18 protein-coding genes are annotated in these 22953 nt (G+C 43.6%); 9 read left to right on the top strand and 9 right to left on the bottom strand.

Translation table 11 applies throughout. The annotated features are described in order from the left end of the window. Nucleotides 1-1112, bottom strand: a 1112-nt coding sequence (gene icd, locus H8A87_RS05300) for an NADP-dependent isocitrate dehydrogenase (protein WP_198688956.1), incomplete at its 3' end; no start/stop codon positions are given. 140 nt (nucleotides 1113-1252) lie between these two features. Between icd and rluE the strand changes: the two genes are divergently transcribed. The 8 genes from rluE (at nucleotide 1253) to H8A87_RS05340 (ending at nucleotide 9550) form a co-directional block, all read left to right on the top strand. Further along, entirely contained in the window at nucleotides 1253-1882 is a 630-nt protein-coding gene (gene rluE / locus H8A87_RS05305) for a 23S rRNA pseudouridine(2457) synthase RluE (RefSeq protein WP_198688957.1), read from the top strand. Then, nucleotides 1875-2327, top strand: a complete 453-nt coding sequence (locus H8A87_RS05310; RefSeq protein ID WP_198688958.1) for an NUDIX hydrolase — start codon at nucleotides 1875-1877, stop codon at nucleotides 2325-2327. Before rluE ends, H8A87_RS05310 begins: the two co-directional genes overlap by 8 nt. 109 nt (nucleotides 2328-2436) lie before the next feature. Beyond that, nucleotides 2437-3540: a tRNA 2-thiouridine(34) synthase MnmA gene (mnmA, locus tag H8A87_RS05315; RefSeq protein ID WP_198688959.1), complete on the top strand. Its 1104-nt coding sequence runs from the start codon at nucleotides 2437-2439 to the stop codon at nucleotides 3538-3540. A gap of 2 nt (nucleotides 3541-3542) precedes the next feature. After that, a complete protein-coding gene (gene hflD / locus H8A87_RS05320) occupies nucleotides 3543-4169 on the top strand; it encodes a high frequency lysogenization protein HflD (protein ID WP_198688960.1) in 627 nt (208 codons plus the stop codon). A 50-nt stretch (nucleotides 4170-4219) separates the two neighbouring features. After that, on the top strand, nucleotides 4220-5590 hold the full coding sequence (gene purB / locus H8A87_RS05325; RefSeq protein WP_198688961.1) for an adenylosuccinate lyase: 1371 nt from the start codon (nucleotides 4220-4222) through the stop codon (nucleotides 5588-5590). 604 nt (nucleotides 5591-6194) lie between these two features. Next, entirely contained in the window at nucleotides 6195-6878 is a 684-nt protein-coding gene (phoP, locus tag H8A87_RS05330) for a two-component system response regulator PhoP (RefSeq protein ID WP_198688962.1), read from the top strand. Beyond that, nucleotides 6868-8325 (top strand): two-component system sensor histidine kinase PhoQ, encoded by a 1458-nt coding sequence (phoQ, locus tag H8A87_RS05335; protein ID WP_198688963.1) that lies wholly within the window; start codon nucleotides 6868-6870, stop codon nucleotides 8323-8325. The genes phoP and phoQ overlap by 11 nt, the downstream gene beginning before the upstream one ends. 103 nt (nucleotides 8326-8428) lie before the next feature. After that, entirely contained in the window at nucleotides 8429-9550 is a 1122-nt protein-coding gene (locus H8A87_RS05340) for a ribosomal protein uL16 3-hydroxylase (RefSeq protein WP_198688964.1), read from the top strand. Nucleotides 9551-9594: 44 nt separating this feature from the next. Here the strand turns inward: H8A87_RS05340 and pepT are convergent, their stop codons facing one another. From pepT to lolC, 5 genes are all read right to left on the bottom strand, one after another. Continuing rightward, nucleotides 9595-10842 carry a peptidase T gene (gene pepT / locus H8A87_RS05345; protein ID WP_198688965.1) on the bottom strand — a complete coding sequence of 416 codons (1248 nt, stop codon included), beginning with the start codon at nucleotides 10840-10842 and terminating at the stop codon, nucleotides 9595-9597. Between the two features lie 64 nt (nucleotides 10843-10906). Beyond that, entirely contained in the window at nucleotides 10907-11737 is an 831-nt protein-coding gene (cobB, locus tag H8A87_RS05350; RefSeq protein ID WP_198688966.1) for a Sir2 family NAD+-dependent deacetylase, read from the bottom strand. 158 nt (nucleotides 11738-11895) lie between these two features. Then, a complete protein-coding gene (gene lolE, locus H8A87_RS05355) occupies nucleotides 11896-13143 on the bottom strand; it encodes a lipoprotein-releasing ABC transporter permease subunit LolE (protein WP_198688967.1) in 1248 nt (415 codons plus the stop codon). Then, a complete protein-coding gene (gene lolD / locus H8A87_RS05360) occupies nucleotides 13143-13844 on the bottom strand; it encodes a lipoprotein-releasing ABC transporter ATP-binding protein LolD (RefSeq protein WP_198688968.1) in 702 nt (233 codons plus the stop codon). Before lolD ends, lolE begins: the two co-directional genes overlap by 1 nt. Beyond that, complete coding sequence (gene lolC / locus H8A87_RS05365) at nucleotides 13837-15039, bottom strand: lipoprotein-releasing ABC transporter permease subunit LolC (protein WP_198688969.1); 1203 nt, start codon at nucleotides 15037-15039, stop codon at nucleotides 13837-13839. Before lolC ends, lolD begins: the two co-directional genes overlap by 8 nt. A gap of 186 nt (nucleotides 15040-15225) precedes the next feature. On the opposite strand from lolC, the gene mfd reads away from it, so the two are divergent. Continuing rightward, nucleotides 15226-18675, top strand: a complete 3450-nt coding sequence (mfd, locus tag H8A87_RS05370; RefSeq protein ID WP_198688970.1) for a transcription-repair coupling factor — start codon at nucleotides 15226-15228, stop codon at nucleotides 18673-18675. Between the two features lie 148 nt (nucleotides 18676-18823). On the opposite strand, the gene umoD is transcribed toward mfd, so the two are convergent. The 3 genes from umoD to nagZ all read right to left on the bottom strand — a co-directional run bounded on the left by umoD (nucleotide 18824) and on the right by nagZ (nucleotide 22887). Then, nucleotides 18824-19294, bottom strand: coding sequence for a UmoD family flagellar biogenesis regulator (gene umoD, locus H8A87_RS05375; RefSeq protein ID WP_198688971.1), 471 nt, complete (start codon nucleotides 19292-19294; stop codon nucleotides 18824-18826). An 842-nt stretch (nucleotides 19295-20136) separates the two neighbouring features. Then, nucleotides 20137-21441, bottom strand: coding sequence for an NAD(P)/FAD-dependent oxidoreductase (locus H8A87_RS05380; protein WP_198688972.1), 1305 nt, complete (start codon nucleotides 21439-21441; stop codon nucleotides 20137-20139). 426 nt (nucleotides 21442-21867) lie between these two features. Beyond that, the gene (gene nagZ, locus H8A87_RS05385; protein WP_198688973.1) at nucleotides 21868-22887 is read right to left on the bottom strand and encodes a beta-N-acetylhexosaminidase; all 1020 of its coding nucleotides are present in this window, start codon (nucleotides 22885-22887) and stop codon (nucleotides 21868-21870) included. Nucleotides 22888-22953 lie beyond the last annotated feature (66 nt).

The raw sequence follows: 22953 nt of genomic DNA on the forward strand, positions 1-22953 counted from the left end.
AACCATCCCATGTGGCGCAACATCATCTCTGCGGAAAGGATCACAGAGCCTGGGTTTACTTTGTCCTGGCCAGCATACTTAGGTGCAGTACCGTGTGTTGCTTCGAACAGTGCACACTCGTCACCAATGTTCGCACCTGGTGCAATACCGATACCACCTACTTGAGCAGCCAGAGCATCAGAAATGTAGTCACCGTTCAGGTTCATACAGGCGATAACATCGTATTCTGCCGGACGCAGCAAAATCTGTTGTAAGAAAGCATCCGCAATCACATCCTTAACGATGATGTCTTTGCCATTCTTAGGATTCTTGATCTTAACCCATGGACCACCATCCAGCAGTTCTCCGCCGAATTCGGTACGAGCCAATTCATAACCCCAATCTTTGAAGGCACCTTCTGTGAATTTCATGATATTGCCTTTATGAACCAAAGTAACTGATTCACGGTCATTATCGATGGCATATTCAATTGCAGCACGTACCAAACGCTTTGTACCCTCTTCTGAACAAGGTTTTATGCCGATACCACACTGTTGAGGGAAACGGATCTTATTAACGCCCATTTCATCCTGTAGGAATTTGATGACTTTGTCCACTTCCGCTGAACCTGCTTTCCACTCAATCCCCGCATAAATGTCTTCTGCGTTTTCGCGGAAAATGACCATATCAGTCAGTTCAGGTTGCTTAACAGGGCTTGGTGTACCTTGATAGTAACGAACCGGACGCAAGCAGACATACAGATCCAGTTGCTGACGCAGTGCGACGTTCAGCGAACGGATACCGCCACCTACTGGCGTTGTCAGAGGACCTTTGATAGCAACACGATATTCACGGATCAGATCCAGCGTCTCATCTGGCAACCAAACATCTTTACCATAGACATGCGTGGATTTTTCACCCGTGTAGATTTCCATCCAAGAAATTTTGCGCTCACCGCTATAAGCTTTCTGAACCGCAGCATCAACAACTTTCAGCATGACCGGCGTAACATCAACACCAATGCCATCCCCTTCGATGTAAGGGATTACAGGGTTATTCGGAACATTTAATTTACCTTTGGCATCAATAGTAATTTTTTTACCTTCCGCCGGAACAACTACTTTGCTTTCCATTAACCTCTCCTTTCAAATAAGCGCAATGCCTTGTTAATTTTTTGTAAGGGACCTGTCAATACTACTTGAATATTCCGCAAACGCCAACGGTCACAGATTTAAGGTATAATACACGCCCTAATTTTTCACGATGGCTTATCATGACAAATATCTCTTTTAAAAAACGCCAACTTAACCGATTCAGCCAAAGAAAAAATAACAATACTATAAAAAAATTAACAGGCCCCCGTCGGGTATTGGTTTTTAACAAACCTTATGATGTTCTGCCCCAATTCACCGATGAAATGGGAAGAACAACGTTAAAAGATTTTATCCCGTTTACTGATGTTTATGCCGCAGGTCGTCTGGATCGCGATAGCGAAGGACTACTGGTGTTGACCAATGATGGCAAATTACAGGCTAAATTGACGCAACCCCATAAAAAAACAGCTAAAGTTTATTATGTTCAGGTCGAAGGTATTCCTGATGAAACCGCCCTGAATAAGCTGCGTAACGGCATCACGTTGAAAGATGGCCCAACTCTGCCTGCTGGCGCAGAGTTGGTAGAAGAACCTGAGTGGCTCTGGAAGCGAACACCCCCTATCCGGGAACGAAAAAGCATTCCGGTAAGTTGGCTCAAAATTACTCTGTATGAAGGCCGTAACCGTCAGGTACGTAGAATGACAGCCCATATTGGCTTTCCTACATTGCGCTTAATTCGTTTCAGTATGGGTTCGATACAATTAGAGCCATTATCCCCCGGAGAATGGAGAGAAATTAATTTTGTTTAGTCCACACGTCACCGTTGCTTGTATTGTGCATGCAGAAAACAAATTTTTGGTTGTCGAAGAGCTGATCAATGGCAAGCTCCTCTGGAATCAGCCTGCGGGTCATCTTGAGGCTGACGAAACATTGCTGCAAGCCGCTGAACGCGAATTATGGGAAGAAACTGGCATTCGTGCCCAACCACAGGCATTTTTGAAACTGCACCAATGGATTGCGCCTGACGGAACACCATTTATCCGTTTCCTGTTCTTGGTTGAAATGGAAAAAATCATGGATACAGCTCCACAAGATAACGATATCCATTGCTGCCACTGGTTAAGTGCAGAAGAAATCCTTAATAGTTTGCAATTACGTTCACCATTGGTTGCCGAGAGTGTCCGCTGTCATTTGGAACACAAGGTTTATCCTCTATCAATACTGGACAGCTATGGCTCACCTTTCGCTAAATAATTGCTTAAATAAAGAAACCGAATAAAAAGAGCATGAAGACGTTTGATGCACCATGATTGCCAACGTGCTAAAGTGTTGCGTTTGTTTTTTTCCGCAGTGAGATATATCCATGTCAGATAACAGCCAAAAAAAAGTCATTGTCGGAATGTCCGGCGGTGTTGATTCATCAGTTTCCGCCTACCTTCTGCAACAGCAGGGCTATCAGGTAGCTGGGCTGTTCATGAAGAACTGGGAAGAAGACGATGGTCAAGAGTATTGCTCGGCTGCCGCCGATCTTGCTGATGCCCAAGCAGTTTGTGACAAATTGGGCATTGAGTTGTATACCATCAATTTTGCAGCCGAGTATTGGGACAATGTATTCGAACATTTTCTTGCTGAATATAAAGCAGGCAGAACGCCAAACCCGGACATTCTTTGCAATAAAGAAATTAAATTCAAGGCATTTTTAGAGTTTGCCGCAGAGGATTTGGGAGCTGACTACATCGCAACCGGGCATTATGTCCGCCGTCGGGATGTGGACGGTATTAGCCAATTGCTCCGCGGCTTGGATGGCAATAAAGATCAAAGTTATTTCTTATATACCTTAAGCCACCAGCAGATTGCCAAGAGCCTGTTTCCAATCGGAGAATTGGAAAAACCCGAAGTACGCCGCATTGCAGAAGAAATCGGTCTAGTCACAGCAAAGAAAAAAGATTCGACCGGTATCTGCTTTATTGGTGAACGTAAGTTCCGTGATTTTCTGGGACGCTATCTACCTGCCCAACCAGGCCCAATTGTGACAGTGGATGGAGAGACTATCGGTCAGCATACTGGCTTGATGTACCATACACTGGGTCAACGCAAAGGATTGGGGATTGGTGGAACTAAAGATGGCAGTGAAGATCCATGGTATGTTGTTGATAAAGATGTCGAAAACAATACACTGATTGTCGCCCAAGGCCATGAGCATCCCTGCCTGATGTCTGTCGGTTTGATTGCACAGCAACTTCATTGGGTTGAACGCCAGCCGTTAAAGACAGAAATTCATTGTGTGGTAAAAACACGCTACCGCCAGCATGATATCCCCTGCACTGTCATTCCTCTGAGCGAAGATAAAATTGAAGTTCGTTTTGATAGCCCTGTTGCCGCTGTCACTCCCGGTCAATCAGCCGTGTTTTATCAAGGTGAAGTCTGTCTCGGTGGTGGTGTGATCGAACAACGTATACAGGAGTAATCGTGGCTAAAAATTATTACGATATTACACTGGCACTGGCAGGTATCTGCCAGTCAGGCCGTCTGGTACAAAAGCTTGCCCATGAAGGCCAGTGTGATACTGATGCTTTTGACGTAATGATCAACAGTATCTTGAATATGAATCCGACATCCACGCTGGATGTCTTTGGCAATAATGTCTGTAACCTGCGCGTTGGCCTTGAGGCCATGTTGGGCATGTTCAACGGCTCACACAGCGGTGTTTCTGCCGATCTTACCCGCTATATGCTGAGTTTGATGGCACTGGAACGGCATCTGAACAAAAATCAGTCGGCTGCCAATGAGCTGGCAAATCGCATTAGCCAGTTAGAGCGTCAGCAAGCCTATTTTGAACCCATGTCAGAGGGGATGCTTAACGCCCTTGCCGGAATTTATGTCGATGTTATCAGCCCACTGGGGCCGCGCATTCAAGTTACGGGTTCACCTGACGTATTACGCAATACGCTAGTTCAGGCGAAAGTCAGATCAGCGTTACTGGCGGGTATCCGCAGTGCCGTTTTATGGCAACAAGTCGGCGGCCGCCGCTTGCAAATCATGTTTTCTCGTCAGCGCCTGATCCGACAGGCAAAAGACATTCTTGCTCATTGTTAAACAAAAGCTGTTAAACATAATTTTTAAATAAAATCCGGGAGTTGCTACCAATGGAATTATCCTCACTGACCGCTGTTTCTCCAATCGATGGCCGTTACGGCGATAAAGTCAGCGCACTACGTGCTATTTTTAGTGAGTTCGGCTTACTGAAATTTCGTGTGCAGGTCGAAGTACGTTGGCTGCAAAAACTGGCCGCTACGACAGAAATTAAAGAAGTTCCTGCTTTTGATACAAACGCAAACGCTTACCTTGATGAAATTATTGTAAATTTCAATGAGCAAGATGCGTTGCGCATCAAAGAGATTGAACGCACAACCAACCATGATGTTAAAGCTGTTGAATATTTTCTGAAAGAAAAGGTCGCGCACATCCCTGCTTTACATCAAGTTGCAGAATTTATTCACTTTGCCTGCACTTCAGAAGATATCAATAACCTGTCACATGCGCTGATGCTTCAAACCGCCCGTGAGGAAGTTTTGCTACCTCAATGGCGCCAATTGATCGACACCATCACACATATGGCACATGATTACCGCGACCTGCCCCTGCTATCACGTACTCACGGTCAACCTGCCACACCTTCCACTGTCGGCAAGGAACTGGCTAATGTGGCTTATCGCATGGAGCGCCAATTCCGCCAACTTGGGCAGGTGGACATTCTGGGTAAAATCAACGGGGCAGTCGGTAACTATAACGCGCACCTGTCAGCCTATCCACAAGTTGACTGGCATCAATTCAGCGAATCATTTGTTACCTCTCTGGGTATCCAATGGAATCCGTATACCACCCAGATCGAACCTCATGATTACATTGCAGAACTGTTTGATTGTGTAGCACGTTTCAATACTATCCTGATCGATTTTGATCGCGATATCTGGGGTTACATCGCCCTGAATCATTTCAAACAAAAAACTATTGCTGGAGAAATTGGTTCTTCTACTATGCCGCATAAAGTCAATCCGATTGATTTCGAAAACTCAGAAGGAAATCTGGGGTTGGCAAACGCCGTTCTGGGGCATCTTGCCAGCAAACTGCCCGTTTCCCGCTGGCAGCGTGACCTGACGGATTCAACCGTACTGCGTAATCTGGGTGTAGGTCTGGGATATGCACTGATTGCTTATCAATCCGCTATGAAAGGGTTGAGTAAGCTAGAAGTTAATGAACAACACCTACTGGATGAGCTGGATCACAACTGGGAAGTACTGGCAGAGCCTATCCAAACTGTCATGCGTCGTTATGGGATTGAAAAACCGTATGAAAAATTGAAAGAGCTGACTCGTGGTAAACGTGTTGATGCTGAAGGCATGAAAACGTTCATTGATAGTCTCGAACTTCCTGAAGCAGAAAAAGAACGCCTTAAATCCATGACGCCAGCAAACTATATTGGTTATGCTACTTCGCTGGTTGACAAGTTAAAATAATCTTTATTTCTGTACATGGGCGGGATATGTCCCGTCCATACTCAACCCATTTCAAAATACATTTCAAATTGTAGCTCAACAGCCAATCCGAAACTCCCCCTCACTAACTCAATCTAACACCGCTACAGTTAAACTATCTCAGCAATTTTTGACCACAATGCTATACCAACTGCATAACCAGCAACGGTTCTGTCTCCTACCCGAAATCGACTAGAAATCTTGTGTATCGAACGCTAAAACAGTACTGAAACAAAGTTATCTACTATTGGAAACAGTGAGTTAAAGCATAGATAGCCTCATGATTTGAAGAAGTAAATAAAACCAACAGAACAAAGAGTTGAAAGGTGGAGAGGTATCTAACTCAATGACGGCGTCACCTTATATAAAATATAAATAGATTGTAAATTTATTTGTTATTCCAATCTAATTATTTGTTTTTAAATGATTCACTCATTAACATACCAACAAAGGCTAAAAAGTTACTATACTTAGATTAATCATAATTAAATATTTATAATTTTATTTAATATTTATTGACGAAATTGACTACTTAGCTATTTTAAATTCATTTAGTAAACGTTACTGATTAGCATAAGGAATCATCATGCGGATATTGATCGTTGAAGATAACGCATTACTTCGCCATCACTTAACCGTACAACTGCGGGATATTGGGCATCAAGTCGATGCTGCGGAGAATGCCAAAGAAGCGGATTATTACCTTAAAGAGAGTCATCCTGATATTGCCATCGTTGATCTAGGATTACCGGGAGAGGATGGACTCAGCATGTTACGGCGCTGGCGTAGTGAGCAAGTTAAGTTACCTATCCTTGTCCTCACTGCTCGTGAAAGCTGGCAAGAAAAAGTGACTGTGTTAAACGCAGGAGCTGATGATTATGTTACCAAACCCTTCCATCTGGAAGAAATTAACGCTCGCATACAAGCATTAATGCGGCGTAATAGTGGGTTGGCGTCACAATTAGTTGAAATTTCACCTTTTTTAATTGATCTGTCGCGAAAAGAGTTTTCTGTCAATCATGCCAATATCAAATTGACCGCCTTTGAATATACAATTATCGAAACCTTGATGCGCAATAATGGCAAGGTTGTCAGTAAAGAATCGTTAATGCGCCAGTTGTATCCAGATGCTGAATTACGCGAAAGTCATACAATTGATGTATTAATGGGGCGTTTGAGGAAAAAAATATTGAATGAATGGTCCGAAGAGGTGATTGTCACAGTCCGTGGTCAAGGATACCGTTTTGACGTGAAATCGAATGATGCTTAATTTCTCTGAAAATCATTTTTCTTTAAGAACCCGCTTTCTCATGGCAACGGCAGCTATTATCTTCGCCTTGACGCTATCATATGGAATTGTTGCTATTGTTGGGTATTTAGTGAGTTTTGATAAAACGAACTATTCTATACTCCGGAGCCAAAGTAATTTATTTTTTACGCTTGCTAAATGGGAAGACAACAAGCTAGAAATTCTTGTTCCAAAAAATTTCCCCCTGAATTCTCGCCCCTTAGCCCTGATTTATGACAATAAGGGAAATATACTCTGGCGCCAAAATAATGTGCCTGAATTGGAAAAAATGCTCGACCCCAATTGGTTGAAAAAAAATGGTTTATATGAATTAGAGACCTATTTCAAAGAAAAAGGAGATTTTTTCTATAACCAAACATCAAATAAAGGTAATGCAAACAAGACAGACGACAATAACGATATGTTATTAACTTACTCAGTTGCCGTAAATATTTATCCTGCAACTGACAGACTACCTGCAATAACTATCGTTATCATTGACACCATCCCACAAGATGTACAGGAATCAGCGAAGGTCTGGGAGTGGTTTGGATATGTATTAATTGCCAACCTACTTCTGGTCATTCCATTAATCTGGCTTGCTGCTGATTGGAGCCTTCGACCAATTAAATCATTAATTATTCAAATAAGCTCTTTAGAAAACGGAGAACGAGAAAAACTTGATGAGAATCCACCCACAGAATTAAAAACTCTGGTCAGAAACTTAAATGCCTTATTAACCAATGAGCGTAAACGTTATGCAAAATATCACACGACACTTTCTGATTTAACGCATAGTCTGAAAACACCTTTAGCGGTACTGCAATCAACTTTGCGCTCTCTGCGCCACCCACAAAAGATGGCTATTGAACAAGCTGAACCCATCATGCTTGAACAAATTGACCGAATATCCCAGCAAATTGGCTACTACTTGCATCGAGCCAATATGCGCAGTGATCATACCCTACTCCTGAGGCAAATTTCTTCCGTCCCAATCTTACTGGATAGCCTAATCAATGCCCTAGCCAAAGTATATCAACGTAAAGGCGTCAACATCTCGCTAGATGTATCCCCCGAAGTCACATGGCTGGGTGAAAAGAATGATTTTTTAGAGGTGATGGGAAGTGTTCTAGATAATGCCTGTAAATATTGCCTGGAGTTTGTCGAAGTCAGCGCCACAATGGGGGTGAATTCTGTCACTATCATTGTTGATGATGATGGACCAGGTGTCCCACCAAATAAGCGTGAGATGATTTTCCAGCGGGGTTTACGAGCTGATACATTACGATCAGGCCAAGGATTAGGTTTGTCGATAGCTTCTGAAATTGTCGAGCAATATGAAGGCGATATCAGTATTGAGGATAGTCCACTTGGCGGAACTCGGGTGAATGTGATATTTCGGGTGCAACAAATCAACGATGATGATTAGGCGATTACGCTGGCAATCGCGAAATATTTCAACCAAGCCTGATATCGTCGTCGACTATTCGTTATAATAGCGCGAAATTCACTTCTCACTTCAGGATGTCACCATGGATTATCCGCTGAATCTGGACTGGCAGGCGTTTTTGCAAAACCATTGGCAGAAGCGACCTTTGCTGATTAAACAGGGTTTCCATCAGTTTATTGATCCCCTTTCTCCCGATGAGTTGGCGGGACTGGCGATGGAAAATGAAATCGATAGCCGTTTGGTCAGTCAGAAAAATGGCCGCTGGGAAGTTTCCCATGGGCCATTTGAAACCTACGACCATTTAGGCGAGAAAGATTGGTCTTTGCTTGTACAAGCCGTTAACCACTGGCATCTCCCCTCCTCTGCACTGATGAAACCATTCCGTGTGCTATCTGATTGGCGCATGGATGATTTGATGGTCTCTTTTTCTGTATCCGGTGGTGGTGTCGGCCCCCATCTTGATCAATATGATGTTTTTATCATCCAAGGAAAAGGTCGTCGGCGCTGGCGTGTAGGCGATAAAATACCAATGAAACAACGTTGCCCTCATCCTGATTTATTGCAGGTTGATCCCTTCGAGGCAATCATTGATGAAGAAATGCTGCCAGGCGATATACTTTATATTCCACCGGGTTTTCCACATGAAGGCTATGCCATTGAGGATTCACTGAACTATTCAGTAGGATTCCGCGCGCCCAATGCACGTGAGTTATTCAGTGGATTTGCTGATTACATTCTGGCAAACGAACTGGGAAGCCATCGCTACAGCGACCCCGAACTGACCTTCCGTAATAATCCAGCACTGATCCAGACAAACGAACTGACCACGCTGCGTTCAATGATGCGTGAATTGCTGGAACAACCTGAGACTTTCCAAAATTGGTTTGGTGAATTCATCTCTCAATCACGCCATGAACTGGATCTTGCTCCACCTGAACCCTCTTATGAAAGCGACGAGATCTATGAGTTGCTGAAACAGGGCGAAGAGTTAAATCGATTGAATGGATTGCGTGTCCTGCGTGTCGGCGATCAATGTTTCGTCAATGGAGAATTGATGGATACTCCTCATATCAATGCCGCTGATGCACTTTGTCAGCATAGTAAGGTCAACGCCGAACTTCTGGGTGATGCTATCGACGATGTTCGATTTGTCAGCCTGCTGACGGCCTTGGTCAACAGCGGTTATTGGTATTTTAATGACTAATCAGTGAACAATCCGTGAACAAAGGGGCAAATATTGCCCCTTTGTCAGTCATCAGATAACGCATTATTTTCACGCCTTGCCGCCAATTCAGCAATCCGCATAATGACGCGGACTGCCTGTTCCATGCCTTCCAGTGAAATAAATTCGTGCTTACTGTGATAATTATATCCACCAGTGAAAATATTCAGGCAAGGCAGGCCACGATAAGATAGCTGTGCACCATCAGTACCTCCACGGATCGGCTGGATTATCGGCTCAATATCACAATCCAGCATAGCTTGTTTAGCAATAGCAATAACGTGTGGATGTTTAATCATTTCACTGTGCATGTTGTAATAACTGTCATCAATCGTCAGCTCAATATAGCAATCTGGATGGAGTCCTTTCCCTACTTTTTCCGCAATGGCGAGTAGTGTTTTTTTGCGTTTTTTAAAATTCGCACTGTCAAAATCTCGGATAATGTAGTGCATCTCGGCACGCTCTACCGTGCCTTTTATGCTTTGCAAATGATAAAAACCCTCATAACCTTCTGTGTGTTCAGGCGTCTCTTCGGGAGGCAGTGCATGATGAAGGCGCATTGCCAGAGACGATGCATTAACCATCACCCCTTTGGCACTGCCCGGATGAACCATGTTACCCACGATCTTGATAGTTACTGATGCTGCATTAAAATTTTCAAACTCCAATTCTCCCACGCCGCCTCCATCGACGGTATAGGCCCATTCTGCCCCAAAAGCTTCTATATCAAAATAATGTGCCCCTTTGCCAATTTCTTCATCGGGCGTAAATGCAACCTGAATATCACCATGTGGAATATTTTTCTGTTTCAAACGCACCATTGCTGTGATGATTTCAGCAATGCCGGCTTTATCATCAGCACCTAACAGCGTTTTTCCATCAGTCGTAATTAATGTTTTTCCCCATAGACTATGCAATACCGGAAACATGACAGGCGACAGCACTTCATCCCCCATTCCCAATGCAATATCACCACCACGGTAATTTTCCAAGATTTGAGGATTAACATGCTTACCAGGAAAATCCGGTGAGGTATCGAGATGTGAAATGAAGCCAATAACCGGCACAGTCCAGGCAACATTTGATGGCAATGTTGCCTGGACTGTGCCCCGCTCATTGAAGGTGACATCAGAAAAACCAAGTTGAACCAGTTCCTCGTATAATGCTTTGGCAAGTTTCAGTTGACCGTCACTGCTGGGAATGGTTTTAGCGGATGGTTTTGATTGAGTATTAAATGCAATATATTTAAAAAAACGCTCTAATAATCTATTCATCTTCTCCCCCTGAATCATATAGATTTATTATGGCGAAGATGAATAGAGTAAGTATTGCGTCAAATCAGCTTTTATCTGCCTTCATCTGCTGAATTAAAGTCTGAACATATTCAGTGACAATTTTACTGGCATGACCATAGTGTTTTTCATCAAATAGACTTTCGACCTGACTAGGCTCCAGATTCAGTTCAACAGCGTGTGTGCCAGATAATTTAGCTTCATGCACGAAACCCGCTGCGGGATAAACGTGGCCTGATGTTCCGATAGCAATAAAGATATCAGCATCAGCTAAAGCAGAATAAATCTGCTCCATACCCAATGGCATTTCCCCAAACCATACTACATGAGGACGCAGTGGAGACGGAAATTGGCAACAATGACAACGATCTTCCATCGTCAACTCAGTCGTCCATTCAATCACCTGCCCAGACTGACAACAACGAACTTTCAGTAATTCACCATGCATATGCAGAACATGATGACTTCCCGCACGTTCATGCAGATCATCGATGTTCTGTGTCACCAACAGAAAATGGTCGCCAAGTACCTGCTCAAGTTCCGCCAAAGCATAATGCGCGGCATTGGGTTTGATTTCCGGCTGCTGGAGTTGCCCTCGGCGCGCATTGTAAAATGCCTGAACCATATCTGGGTCACGCTGGAAACCTTCCGGTGTAGCAACATCTTCGACTCTATGCTCTTCCCATAGGCCATCAGAAGAGCGAAATGTTCGAATACCTGACTCGGCAGAGATCCCTGCACCTGTCAGCACCACCACATGAGGTTTTTCTATTTTATTTGCCAATCGAATATCCCTGTAAAAATTTTGTCTATGTAATCGCTGACGCCGTAACCGTCTAATCCGAAAAAATTTACTGTGCCGATAACGAACCCGCATATGACTGTTTCCTTAAAAAAGGTTTCCTTAAATGCTCTTCAATCTCGAATAGCTATTCCACTCAGAACATGTGCATAAGGACGTTTTTACCGATTCATTTTTACCCGATTCAAGATCATACGATAGCGTGCTTAGATACGTGTTGATACTCTGGTATATTATTGACCACTCAAAATCTGCGCTGGATCAAGTTTACTGGCCCGACGGGCAGGATACCAACTAGCCAGCAAGCTCAATATCAATGCCGTTAGCAGAACATAAAAGATATCCAAGATATGTAACTCTGACGGCAAAAAATCAATAAAGTAGATATCTCCTGACAGGAAGTGGTGCCCAAACAGCTTTTCCAATCCTTTAATGATAGTCGTCAGATTTAATGATGTGAAAATGCCAACAATCACACCAATGAGGCTACCAATCATGCCCGCCAGTAATCCATACCATAAAAAAATCGCCCTGATATGACCATCTTTGGCACCCAGCGTGCGTAGGATAGCGATATCACTGCTTTTATCCTTCACTGCCATAATCAGCGTTGAAATAATGTTAAAACAGGCGACACCAATAACCAAAATCATAGCCAGATACATGATACTGCGCACCATCTGGATATCGTTGTACATATAGCCGTAATCTTTTATCCATGTGCTGATATACACATATTTTTCCGTGGCTTTACCCGCATCCAAAACCCGCTGTTCTGCTGCAAAAACATTATCCGCTTTGATCGCAATACCTGTGATGGCATGACCATAATCCAGATATTTCTGGGCATCAGATAAGGGAACCAGTGCCAAACTGTGATCCAACATACCACTCAACTGGAAAATACCCTCAACTTGTAAACGAATGCGTTTAGGCTGCAAGAGTTTTAGGCTCGGATCACTATTGGGGATCATGACGGTCAGCCAATCACCTTGTTTCACATGGAGTGAATTGGCCACGCCCTGCCCCAAAATCACCTGATTTTTACCTGCCTTAAACGTTTTCCATGCCCCATTACGCACAAATTGAGGTAAGGCACTGACGTTCGCCTCAGTGTCCAGAGCAACACCACGCACCTGTACTGCATGGAGTTTTTCACCACGCTCCATCAAGCCAGTAAACTCAATATAGGGAGAAGCCCCGACAATACCCGATGTCTGTTTTACCCGGTCGAGCGCCTGTTCCCAATCCTGAAAAGGTTGTTCCACCGCATAAATCTGTCCATGTGGAACAACGGAAAGTATTCGATTTTTCAGTTCTCGTTCAAAACCGTTCATGGCGCTCAGACCGATAATCAGTACTGCAACACCGAGCATAATACCCAGTGTTGAAATAACAGAAATCAGAGAAACCATTCCTGAACGACGGCGACCCCGGCTAAATCGTAATGCGGTAAATAATGCAAGAGGCAGATTTGCCATTACATCTCCCCCGTTAAGATTAACTCATCCTGTAGATACCCATCACGCATTTCCACCTGACGCTTAAGCCGGCTAGATAATTTTAGATCATGCGTCACAACCAGAAATGCCGTGCCTTGCTGTTGATTCAATTCTTGCAAAAGTTGAAACACACTGTCTGCATTACGTTGGTCAAGATTACCAGTCGGTTCATCCGCCAGTACCAACGAGGGTTCATTTACCAGCGCCCGAGCAATAGCAACACGCTGACGCTCTCCCCCCGACAGCTCAGATGGCCGATGTTGTGCCCGATTTTCCAACCCAACGGCCGCCAGCATGTCTAATGCTTTTTGTTGGGCCTGACGTTTTTTACCACCAATTAGTAGCGGCATAGCAACATTTTCCAACGCATTAAAATCAGGCAATAGATGGTGAAACTGGTAAATAAAACCAATTTCACTGTTGCGTAATTCTGCCCGCGCAGAAGAGGACATCTGGTTCAGTAATTTCCCTTTGAAAGTCACTTCGCCAGCCGTAGGTGAATCCAAACCGCCAAGCAAATGCAAAAGCGTACTCTTGCCTGAACCCGAACTGCCGACAATCGCCATCATTTCTCCTTGTTGCATGGAAAAAGTGACATTTTTCAACACTTCTGTGGAAACCTTCCCTTCCTGATATTTTTTACACAGATGATGACACAGCAATAGGGGTTGATTACTCATAACGTAAAGCCTCAGCAGGTTGAGTGGCAGCCGCGCGCCAGGAAGGGTATAAGGTTGATAATAGGGAAATGAGCATGGCACTAATGGTGATAATCACCACTTGCATGGTATCAATCGCAACGGGTAATTGAATGCCCTCAGTCAACAGGCCGACAACTGGCATTAAACTATTTAACTGGCTGGAAAGGAGTACCCCCAATCCAGTTCCCAGTAAAGCACCAATGATACCCGCTCCCGCGCCTTGGATCATGAAGATAGCCATTACCTGACGACGAGTCAGTCCTTGCGTCTGCAAGATAGCAATTTCTCCCTGTTTTTCCATCACCAACAAAGAAAGAGAGGTAATAATGTTAAAGGCAGCTACGGCGATAATCAGGCTCAACAATAAACCCATCATGTTTTTTTCCATGCGAACCGCCTGAAAAAATTCTCCCTTCCGTTCACGCCAATCTTTCCAAATCAACCCTTCTGGCAAAGTTTGCTGGCTCAACTCATCAACCGACAGGGGTTCATTGAGATACAAACGCCAACCCGTAATATTACCGATAGGATAACGTAACAATCGTGCTGCATCTTGCTGATTAACCAACATTTCTGTGCCATCAACTTCACTGTTGGCAAAGAACGTGCCCGCTACTGTGAATAATCGCTGGCTGGGAATTCGGCCCATCGGTGTCAACTGGCTGGCACTCGGCACGATAACGCGAATTTGATCACCACGTGTAACCCCCAATCTTGCTGCCAGCTTTTCTCCCAGAATGGCAAGATAACGCCCGGGTTGTAGCTGGCTGCGATCAACATCAATAATATGTTCCGCCAATGGTGCATATTCATCATGCGTAATGCCCAGCATAACACCGACACCAACGTTGCGAGGACTCTGTAACACTACATCTCCTTGTACAAGGGGTGTAATGCGGTTGACACCTTTTAATCCCGCAAGCTGGTTACTCGGATGTTCAACCGGATTGATAGAACCTTTTTCCGATGTAATGATAGCCTGTGGCATAAAACCTAAAATGCTACCTTCCAGTGAACGCTCAAATCCATTCATCACTGACAATACGGTGATCAATGCAGCCACCCCCAGCGTAATGCCAATAGCTGATAGCCATGAAACAAAACGGCCAAATTTATCGACCGCCCGCCCGCGCATATAGCGCAATCCTATAAATAATGAGACAGATTGGAACATGAAATCTGTTACGCCCCTGTTGCCAAAGCAAAGTGTTCGAGGATAATAAAGGGTAGCAATACTTTATGGAACCACCCGAATCCCGGTTCTGCGGTTTTTTTTACTTTATCTCAACCTGCCTGCGTATTTATTGGGTCAAAAATGTGTTGGGAATGGACTGAATCTTAGAGAACACATCAAACGCTTATGTCCGCAAAATACCGTTATCAACTTCCTGAACGTCGCGGTGATAGCCGCCAATTAGGCCACTTAACTGGCGCTGCCTGCGCTGTGGAATGTGCCGAAATCATTGAACGTCACTCAGGGCTAATACTGCTGGTGACAAAAGATATGCAGAATGCCCTGCGATTGCGTGATGAAATTCAACAATTCACCCACGCACCAATAAATATGATGTCAGATTGGGAAACCTTACCTTACGATAGTTTCTCTCCTCATCAAGAAATTATCTCCAACCGCTTATCCACGCTTTATCACTTACCCTTCATGACGAAAGGCGCGTTAATCCTTCCCGTTAATACTTTGATGCAACGTGTCTGCCCGCATGAGTACCTAAAAGGGCATGCTTTGGTCATGCGTAAAGGGCAGCGTCTTTCCCGTGATAAACTGCGTACAGAGTTGGAGCAAGCAGGTTATCGCAGTGTTGAACAGGTACTTGAGCACGGCGAGTTCGCTACGCGCGGAGCCTTGTTCGATCTATTTCCAATGGGCAGCGAGTACCCCTATCGCATTGATTTCTTTGATAATGAAATTGATAGTCTGCGCACCTTTGATGTGGATACCCAACGAACGCTAGCTGAAGTGGAACAAATCAGTTTATTGCCGGCTCATGAATTTCCAACCGACCAAGATGCGATTGAGCTGTTTCGCAGCCAGTGGCGCGAACAGTTCGAAGTCCGTCGCGATGCGGAACATATTTATCAACAAGTCAGTAAAAAAATTCTGCCAGCAGGCATCGAGTATTGGCAATCGTTATTCTTTGCACAGCCCTTGCCTACCCTCTTTGGTTATCTGCCCGAGAATACGCTGCTAATTACACAGGATTTAGTCAGCGCTGCGGAGCGTTTCTGGCAGGATACGGAACAGCGCTTTGAGAGCCGCAAAGTTGATCCCATGCGACCTTTGCTCGCCCCTGAACGGATCTGGTTGCCAGTCAATAAGCTTTTCTCAGAGCTGAAAAACTGGCCTCATATTCAAGTCAATAACGAAACGCTCCCACAAAAAGCAGGAAAAACCAACCTTGCTTATCAAACTCTGCCTGATTTATCAGTTGTTGCACAGCAAAAAGCGCCGTTGGATAAATTACGCCGTTTTATGGAACAGTTCAGCGGTAAAATCGTTTTCTCGGTGGAAAGTGAAGGACGCCGAGAATCCGTGCAAGAATTGTTATCACGAATCAAAATCAATCCGGTAAAAATAAATCAGTTAATAGATGCCGATAAACCCGGTCATTTCTTGATGATTGGAGCCGCAGAGCACGGTTTTGTTGATGAAGACAATAAACTCGCACTCATCTGTGAAAGTGACATGCTCGGCGAACGTGTCAGCCGCCGCCGTCAGGACAATCGGCGGACCATCAATACCGATACGCTAATCCGCAATCTCGCTGAGTTACGGCACGGTCAACCCGTCGTTCACCTTGAACATGGTGTTGGACGCTATCAGGGGCTGACAACGCTGGAAGCGGGTGGCATTAAGACAGAGTATCTTATCCTGACCTACGCCGGAGAAGACAAACTGTATGTGCCAGTTTCCTCCCTTCATCTCATCAGCCGTTATGCTGGTGGTGCTGAGGAAAGTGCCCCACTGCATAAGCTGGGGGGAGAGGCATGGAATAAAGCCCGCCAGAAAGCAGCTGAAAAAGTACGTGATGTTGCCGCCGAATTATTGGATGTTTATGCACAGCGTGCCGTTAAGCCGGGTTTTGCCTTTAAGAACGATCGCGAACAATATCAACTGTTCTGCCAGAGCTTTCCGTTTGATACCACTCCCGATCAAGAACAAACTATCACTGCTGTATTTGATGATATGTGCCAGCCCATTGCCATGGACCGACTGGTATGTGGCGATGTCGGTTTTGGGAAAACTGAAGTAGCGATGCGTGCCGCATTTCTATCTATCTCCAATAATAAGCAAGTCGCAGTGCTTGTGCCAACAACTCTGTTAGCACAGCAGCATTATGATAATTTCCGGGATCGCTTTGCAAATTGGCCTGTACACATTGAAGTTATGTCACGCTTTCGCAGCGCAAAGGAACAACAGCAAGTCATTGATATGGCGGCTGAAGGAAAAGTGGATATCATTATCGGTACCCATAAGCTCCTGCAAAATGATTTACGCTGGAAAGATCTTGGCTTGTTGATCGTCGATGAGGAACACCGCTTCGGCGTTCGCCATAAAGAACGCCTTAAAGCTATCCGTGCAGATGTCGATGTTCTGACCCTTACGGCAACCCCGATCCCTCGCACGCTTAACATGGCAATGAGTGGTATGCGCGACCTGTCCATTATCGCCACTCCCCCTGCCCGCCGTCTGGCAGTAAAAACCTTTGTACGCGAATATGACAACCTCGTGGTTCGTGAATCCATCCTGCGTGAAATCTTGCGTGGTGGACAGGTTTACTATTTGTATAACGATGTCGAAAACATTGAGAAGGCAAAAGCCAGGCTGGAAGAATTGGTTCCCGAAGCCAGAATCGTTGTAGGCCATGGGCAAATGCGTGAGCGTGATTTGGAACGCGCCATGACGGATTTCCATCACCAACGTTTTAATGTGCTGGTATGTACCACCATTATTGAAACAGGTATCGATATTCCCAGTGCCAATACCATCATCATTGAACGCGCCGATCATTTTGGATTGGCGCAACTGCACCAGTTACGTGGACGTGTCGGGCGTTCCCACCATCAAGCCTACGCTTATTTACTGACACCACATCCAAAAGCCATGACCAGTGACGCCCAAAAACGGCTGGAAGCCATTGCATCCCTTGAAGATTTAGGGGCTGGTTTTGCATTGGCAACTCATGATTTGGAAATCAGGGGAGCGGGTGAATTACTGGGCGAAGATCAGAGCGGACAGATGACCAGCATAGGTTTCACCCTCTATATGGAGTTGCTGGAGAGTGCTGTTGATGCCCTCAAAAATGGGCGGGAACCTTCACTTGAAGATCTCACCAATTGCCAGACTGATATAGAGCTACGCATGCCAGTACTTTTGCCTGATGATTATATTCCTGACGTCAACATGCGCCTGTCTTTCTATAAACACATTGCCAGCGCACAGGATAATACTGAACTGGATGAACTAAAGGTAGAACTCATTGACCGATTTGGTTTATTGCCCGATCCGGGGCGCCAATTGCTACAATCGGCCTCCATTCGCCTGATAGCTCAGGAGTTAGGTATCAAACGTATTGAGGCGCATGAAAAAGGTGGCTTCATCGAGTTTAGCAATAACAATAAAGTCGATCCTAGTTACCTGATCGGTTTATTGCAGACACAGCCCAACGTTTATCGGCTGGATGGCTCATCTAAACTGAAATTCATGACTGAATTAACGGAGCGGGCTACTCGATTGTCTTTCATCCAGCAGTTGTTGGAATCCTTTGTTCAGCATCAGAGCCATCCCCAATAGATTTCAATCAGCAAATTGAAAGATGAGAGGTTAACTCTATGATTGCACTATTTTGCCAATACAGTTCGTCAATATAACTTAATGCGAACTGCATGCAAAATAGTGCAATCCTCCACTCAATCTTCCACTAAAGAGTGGGATGAGGTCATTATTCTAAATTTGTCTTGATAATTAATTGACCTTTTTCATTTAAGGGAATAATTTCCTCAGGTTGATATAGCATCCTGACTTTTCCCGGCTGATCTCCAATAACATAACTGACATCGTACCCAACAATACGTGGTTTCTTAAAATCAACGGCGATGCAATTTTTTAATACTGAATGGTTCAAAACAGGGTATTCCCTCTTTACTTTTAGTACATCAAGAAGAGTTAATATGCGATATTCATGCTCAGTCAAACGATTTCCCACAATATCTTTTACTGTAATAGGAATAGGAAATACCGTGATATGACAATAGGATTGATGAACATCAACAGTTGATCTGATAGGTCGCGAAGATAATACTTGCGCAACGCTAGGGCGTGGAGATTCAAAACAAAACGTTGCGGCAGCACCAATAATGGCAATAGTAATTATAGAACCAATTACGTACTGTCTTATCTTTAGTTTAACCACATAGCACCTTGATATATTAATAATTTTCCACACATTTTGACTGACAAATATTTTTCCCAATATTTGAGGTGAACTAAAAATGCGCCAAATTCATTATTTAAGAAAAGTCCTATTTCATTGATCTAATATTATTAAATCATTAAGATCTTATCCCAGTAAACATGCCTTCTCCCTTAGGGCCACACTAAAGTACGTTCAAACTCTATCACTTTTGACTGGGCACGGCCCAGATTAAAAATAATAAATAAAATAGCTTAATGAGATAGTCCCTAATTTTATATTCTTCATTTCTCCTCTATCTCCAATACAAGTTTCTGCGTTATGGAAAGTAAATGGAGCCCTCAGAAACATAAAATATCTGTGATATCTATAGGTTAAATAGCTATGTGACTGAGGTAAATTAGCACAATCAGTAAAATAATAATTTACACAACGCAGGACATATATCACTTCTGTGTCTAATCCTAACAGTCCGAGCAAAATTGTGATACTACAGTAACCGAACTAAAACAGGCTTTATTACAACGATTAATTAAACACACAGATAAACTATTTCATTTACCTGTAAAAAAACCATGCACAACAGTGCCAGTTGAGTTTATCTTTTGCATCATATCAATATAATAACAGTCCTATTATTTAAGAAACCCACACATAACAATAATGAGTTAACTCAAATAGATGAATGCATTTTATATAAATACAATTTATTCATTATAATAATGAACCGCGATAAATTTAGAGAAGAATAATTATGATATGTATAACAATAAATATAATGGGTAGGAAAGTGGCTCATCGAAGTTAATTACATTCAGATGGGCCACTTTTCAGCTAACTAATTAGTGTAATTTCAACCGTGGACGAATAACACGGTTAATTCCACCAACTAACATCATCAAGCCTGTTTTAATATACCCATGCAGGGCTACCTGATGCATACGATACAAAGAGATATAAACTATACGTGCAATACGGCCTTCTACCATCATTGATCCACGCATCAAGTTCCCCATCAGGCTACCAACAGTACTGAACTTAGATAATGAAACCAGTGAACCGTGATCTTTATAAACATATTCTTTCAATGGTTTTTCATTCAGTAGTGCCTGAATGTTGTCGTAGCAACGACTTGCCATTTGATGAGCGGACTGGGCACGAGGAGGCACAAAACCACCTTCTTTTTTCGGGCATGATGCACAATCCCCAATAGCGAAAACATGATCATCCAGTGTGGTTTGCAAAGTTGGTTTCACCACTAATTGGTTGATACGGTTTGTTTCCAACCCACCGATGTCTTTCATAAAGTCAGGTGCTTTAATCCCTGCCGCCCAAACCATCAGAGAAGCTTTGATCTGCTCTCCATCTTTAGTATTCAGCCCATGCTCATCGGCACTGGTCACCATAGTCTTGGTTAATACTTTGACGCCAAGTTTAGTCAATTCTTGATGGGCCGCACCGGAAATGCGTGTTGGCAACGCAGGCAGAATTCGCTCACCCGCTTCAACCAAGGTCACATTCAAGGCATCTGAATTCAAGCTTTCAAAACCATAACTGTTAAACTGCTTAACCGCATTATACAGTTCTGCTGACAGCTCCACGCCAGTTGCACCACCACCAACAATCGCGATATTCACTTTTTCTTCTGCACATTGATTTGCAGAATATTTCAGAAACAGGTTTAACATTTCATTATGGAAACGATGTGCCTGCTGCGGATTATCAAGGAAAATACAGTTTTCCTTCACACCTGCCGTACCAAAATCATTCGACCGACTACCCAATGCCATGACAAGAATGTCGTAAGCCAGCTCACGCTCTGGTACCAACAAATCACTGCCTTCATCACGGATTTCAGCCAGATTAATTTTCTTCTCTTCACGATTAATATTCGTAAGTGTACCTAGCTGGAAATTGAAATGATGGTTACTGGCATGAGCTAAATAACTCAGTGCATCAACACCATCATCAAGAGAACCCGTCGCTACTTCATGTAATAATGGTTTCCATAAATGGCTGTTGTTGCGATCCACCAAAGTAATTTCGGCTTTTTGCTTACGACCCAATTTATGTCCCAAACGCGTTGCCAGTTCTAAACCACCAGCACCCCCACCAATGATGACAATTCTTGTCTTTGGCGTTGTCATGACTACCCCACTGAAAATACACCTAATGTTATGTAAGGAGCTAAACTCATCTCTTTGAGTAAAAAACCTTGAATAACGTCCTTAAATAACACCAGACTAAACAAATTTCATACTGCAAATATCCTCAGAATATCATGGTAGGACAGTTGGTCATACCAAAAACAGTCACAATCAAATTCTTTTGATTAATTAGACGACAATCACAAAATATGCGGGATGATTTTCAATTAATTAGACTCAAATCTGATTTATGAATAATTAACATTGTAAATGTTAATATTATGTGAATATGGAAATTTAAGTATACCAAGTCACACTATCGGGAAAATACAGAGAGATAAAATGTTGGAAGAGGGAAAGGAATAAGATCATCAGTGGCGATCCTATTCCTGATTTTTATTGAAACAAATTTACATAATTCAATAATTATTCACATCTTATCCATTTTTCGCACAAACCATGCAATGCTTTATTAGCCTGTTGCCAACGTTCAGATTTCTGTAGTTCTTCCAAACTGAATCGTTTGCCTTGATGATATAACCGAGTGACTTTATCTGAATTGATCACCGGAAGGTTATCCAGCACACTGACTGCCCCTTCCCGATTGTTGCACACCAAAATCATGTCACAGCCAGCATCCAACGAAGTTTTCGCTCGCTCGGCATAACTGCCCATAACAGCAGCACCTTCCATTGATAGGTCATCAGAAAAAATGACACCTTCAAACCCCAATTGCTCACGCAATACAGATTTTAACCAATATGGTGAACCACTGGCAGGACGGTGATCTATCTGAGGGTAAATAACATGAGCAGGCATAATTGCATCCAGCAGATTCCGTTGAATGAAATCGCGGAAAATCACCATATCATGACAACTGATGGCATTCATTGAGCGATTATCCCTCGGTGTTTCTTTATGGGAATCCGCTGTCACTGCCCCATGCCCCGGAAAATGTTTACCCGTCGATCTCATACCCGCAGAATGCATGCCCTTAATAAATTTTTCGGCCATGATCATCGCAAGTTCAGGCTCTTCGTGGAATGAACGCTCTCCAATCGCAGTACACTTATGTCCCAAATCCAGCACTGGCGCAAAACTGATATCGATGTCCATTGCAATCATTTCTGATGCCATCAACCAGCCAGACTCTTCTGCTAAATGCGCTCCCATAAGCATGTCATGCACGCCAGCGAAAGACTGTGCTGCGGGTAAACGAGTAAAACCTTCGTGAAAACGCTGAACTCTTCCCCCTTCCTGATCAACGGCAACCACCAGACGATGATGGGAAGCTTCACGAATTTGGCGAACTAACTCACTTAATTGTTTCGTATCGTAGAAGTTGCGGGTAAATAGAATTAAACCGCCCACTAATGGATGTTGCAGAATTTCGCGTTCTTCATTATCCAATTCATAACCAACAACATCTAACATTACTGGACCCATAGCATTCCTCATTTCTCTTTATTGGTTGCCATTGTGATTAATTATCGTTAAGTTTCACTGGCGTGT

Source organism: Xenorhabdus lircayensis (assembly GCF_016306625.1).
GTDB lineage: Bacteria > Pseudomonadota > Gammaproteobacteria > Enterobacterales > Enterobacteriaceae > Xenorhabdus > Xenorhabdus lircayensis.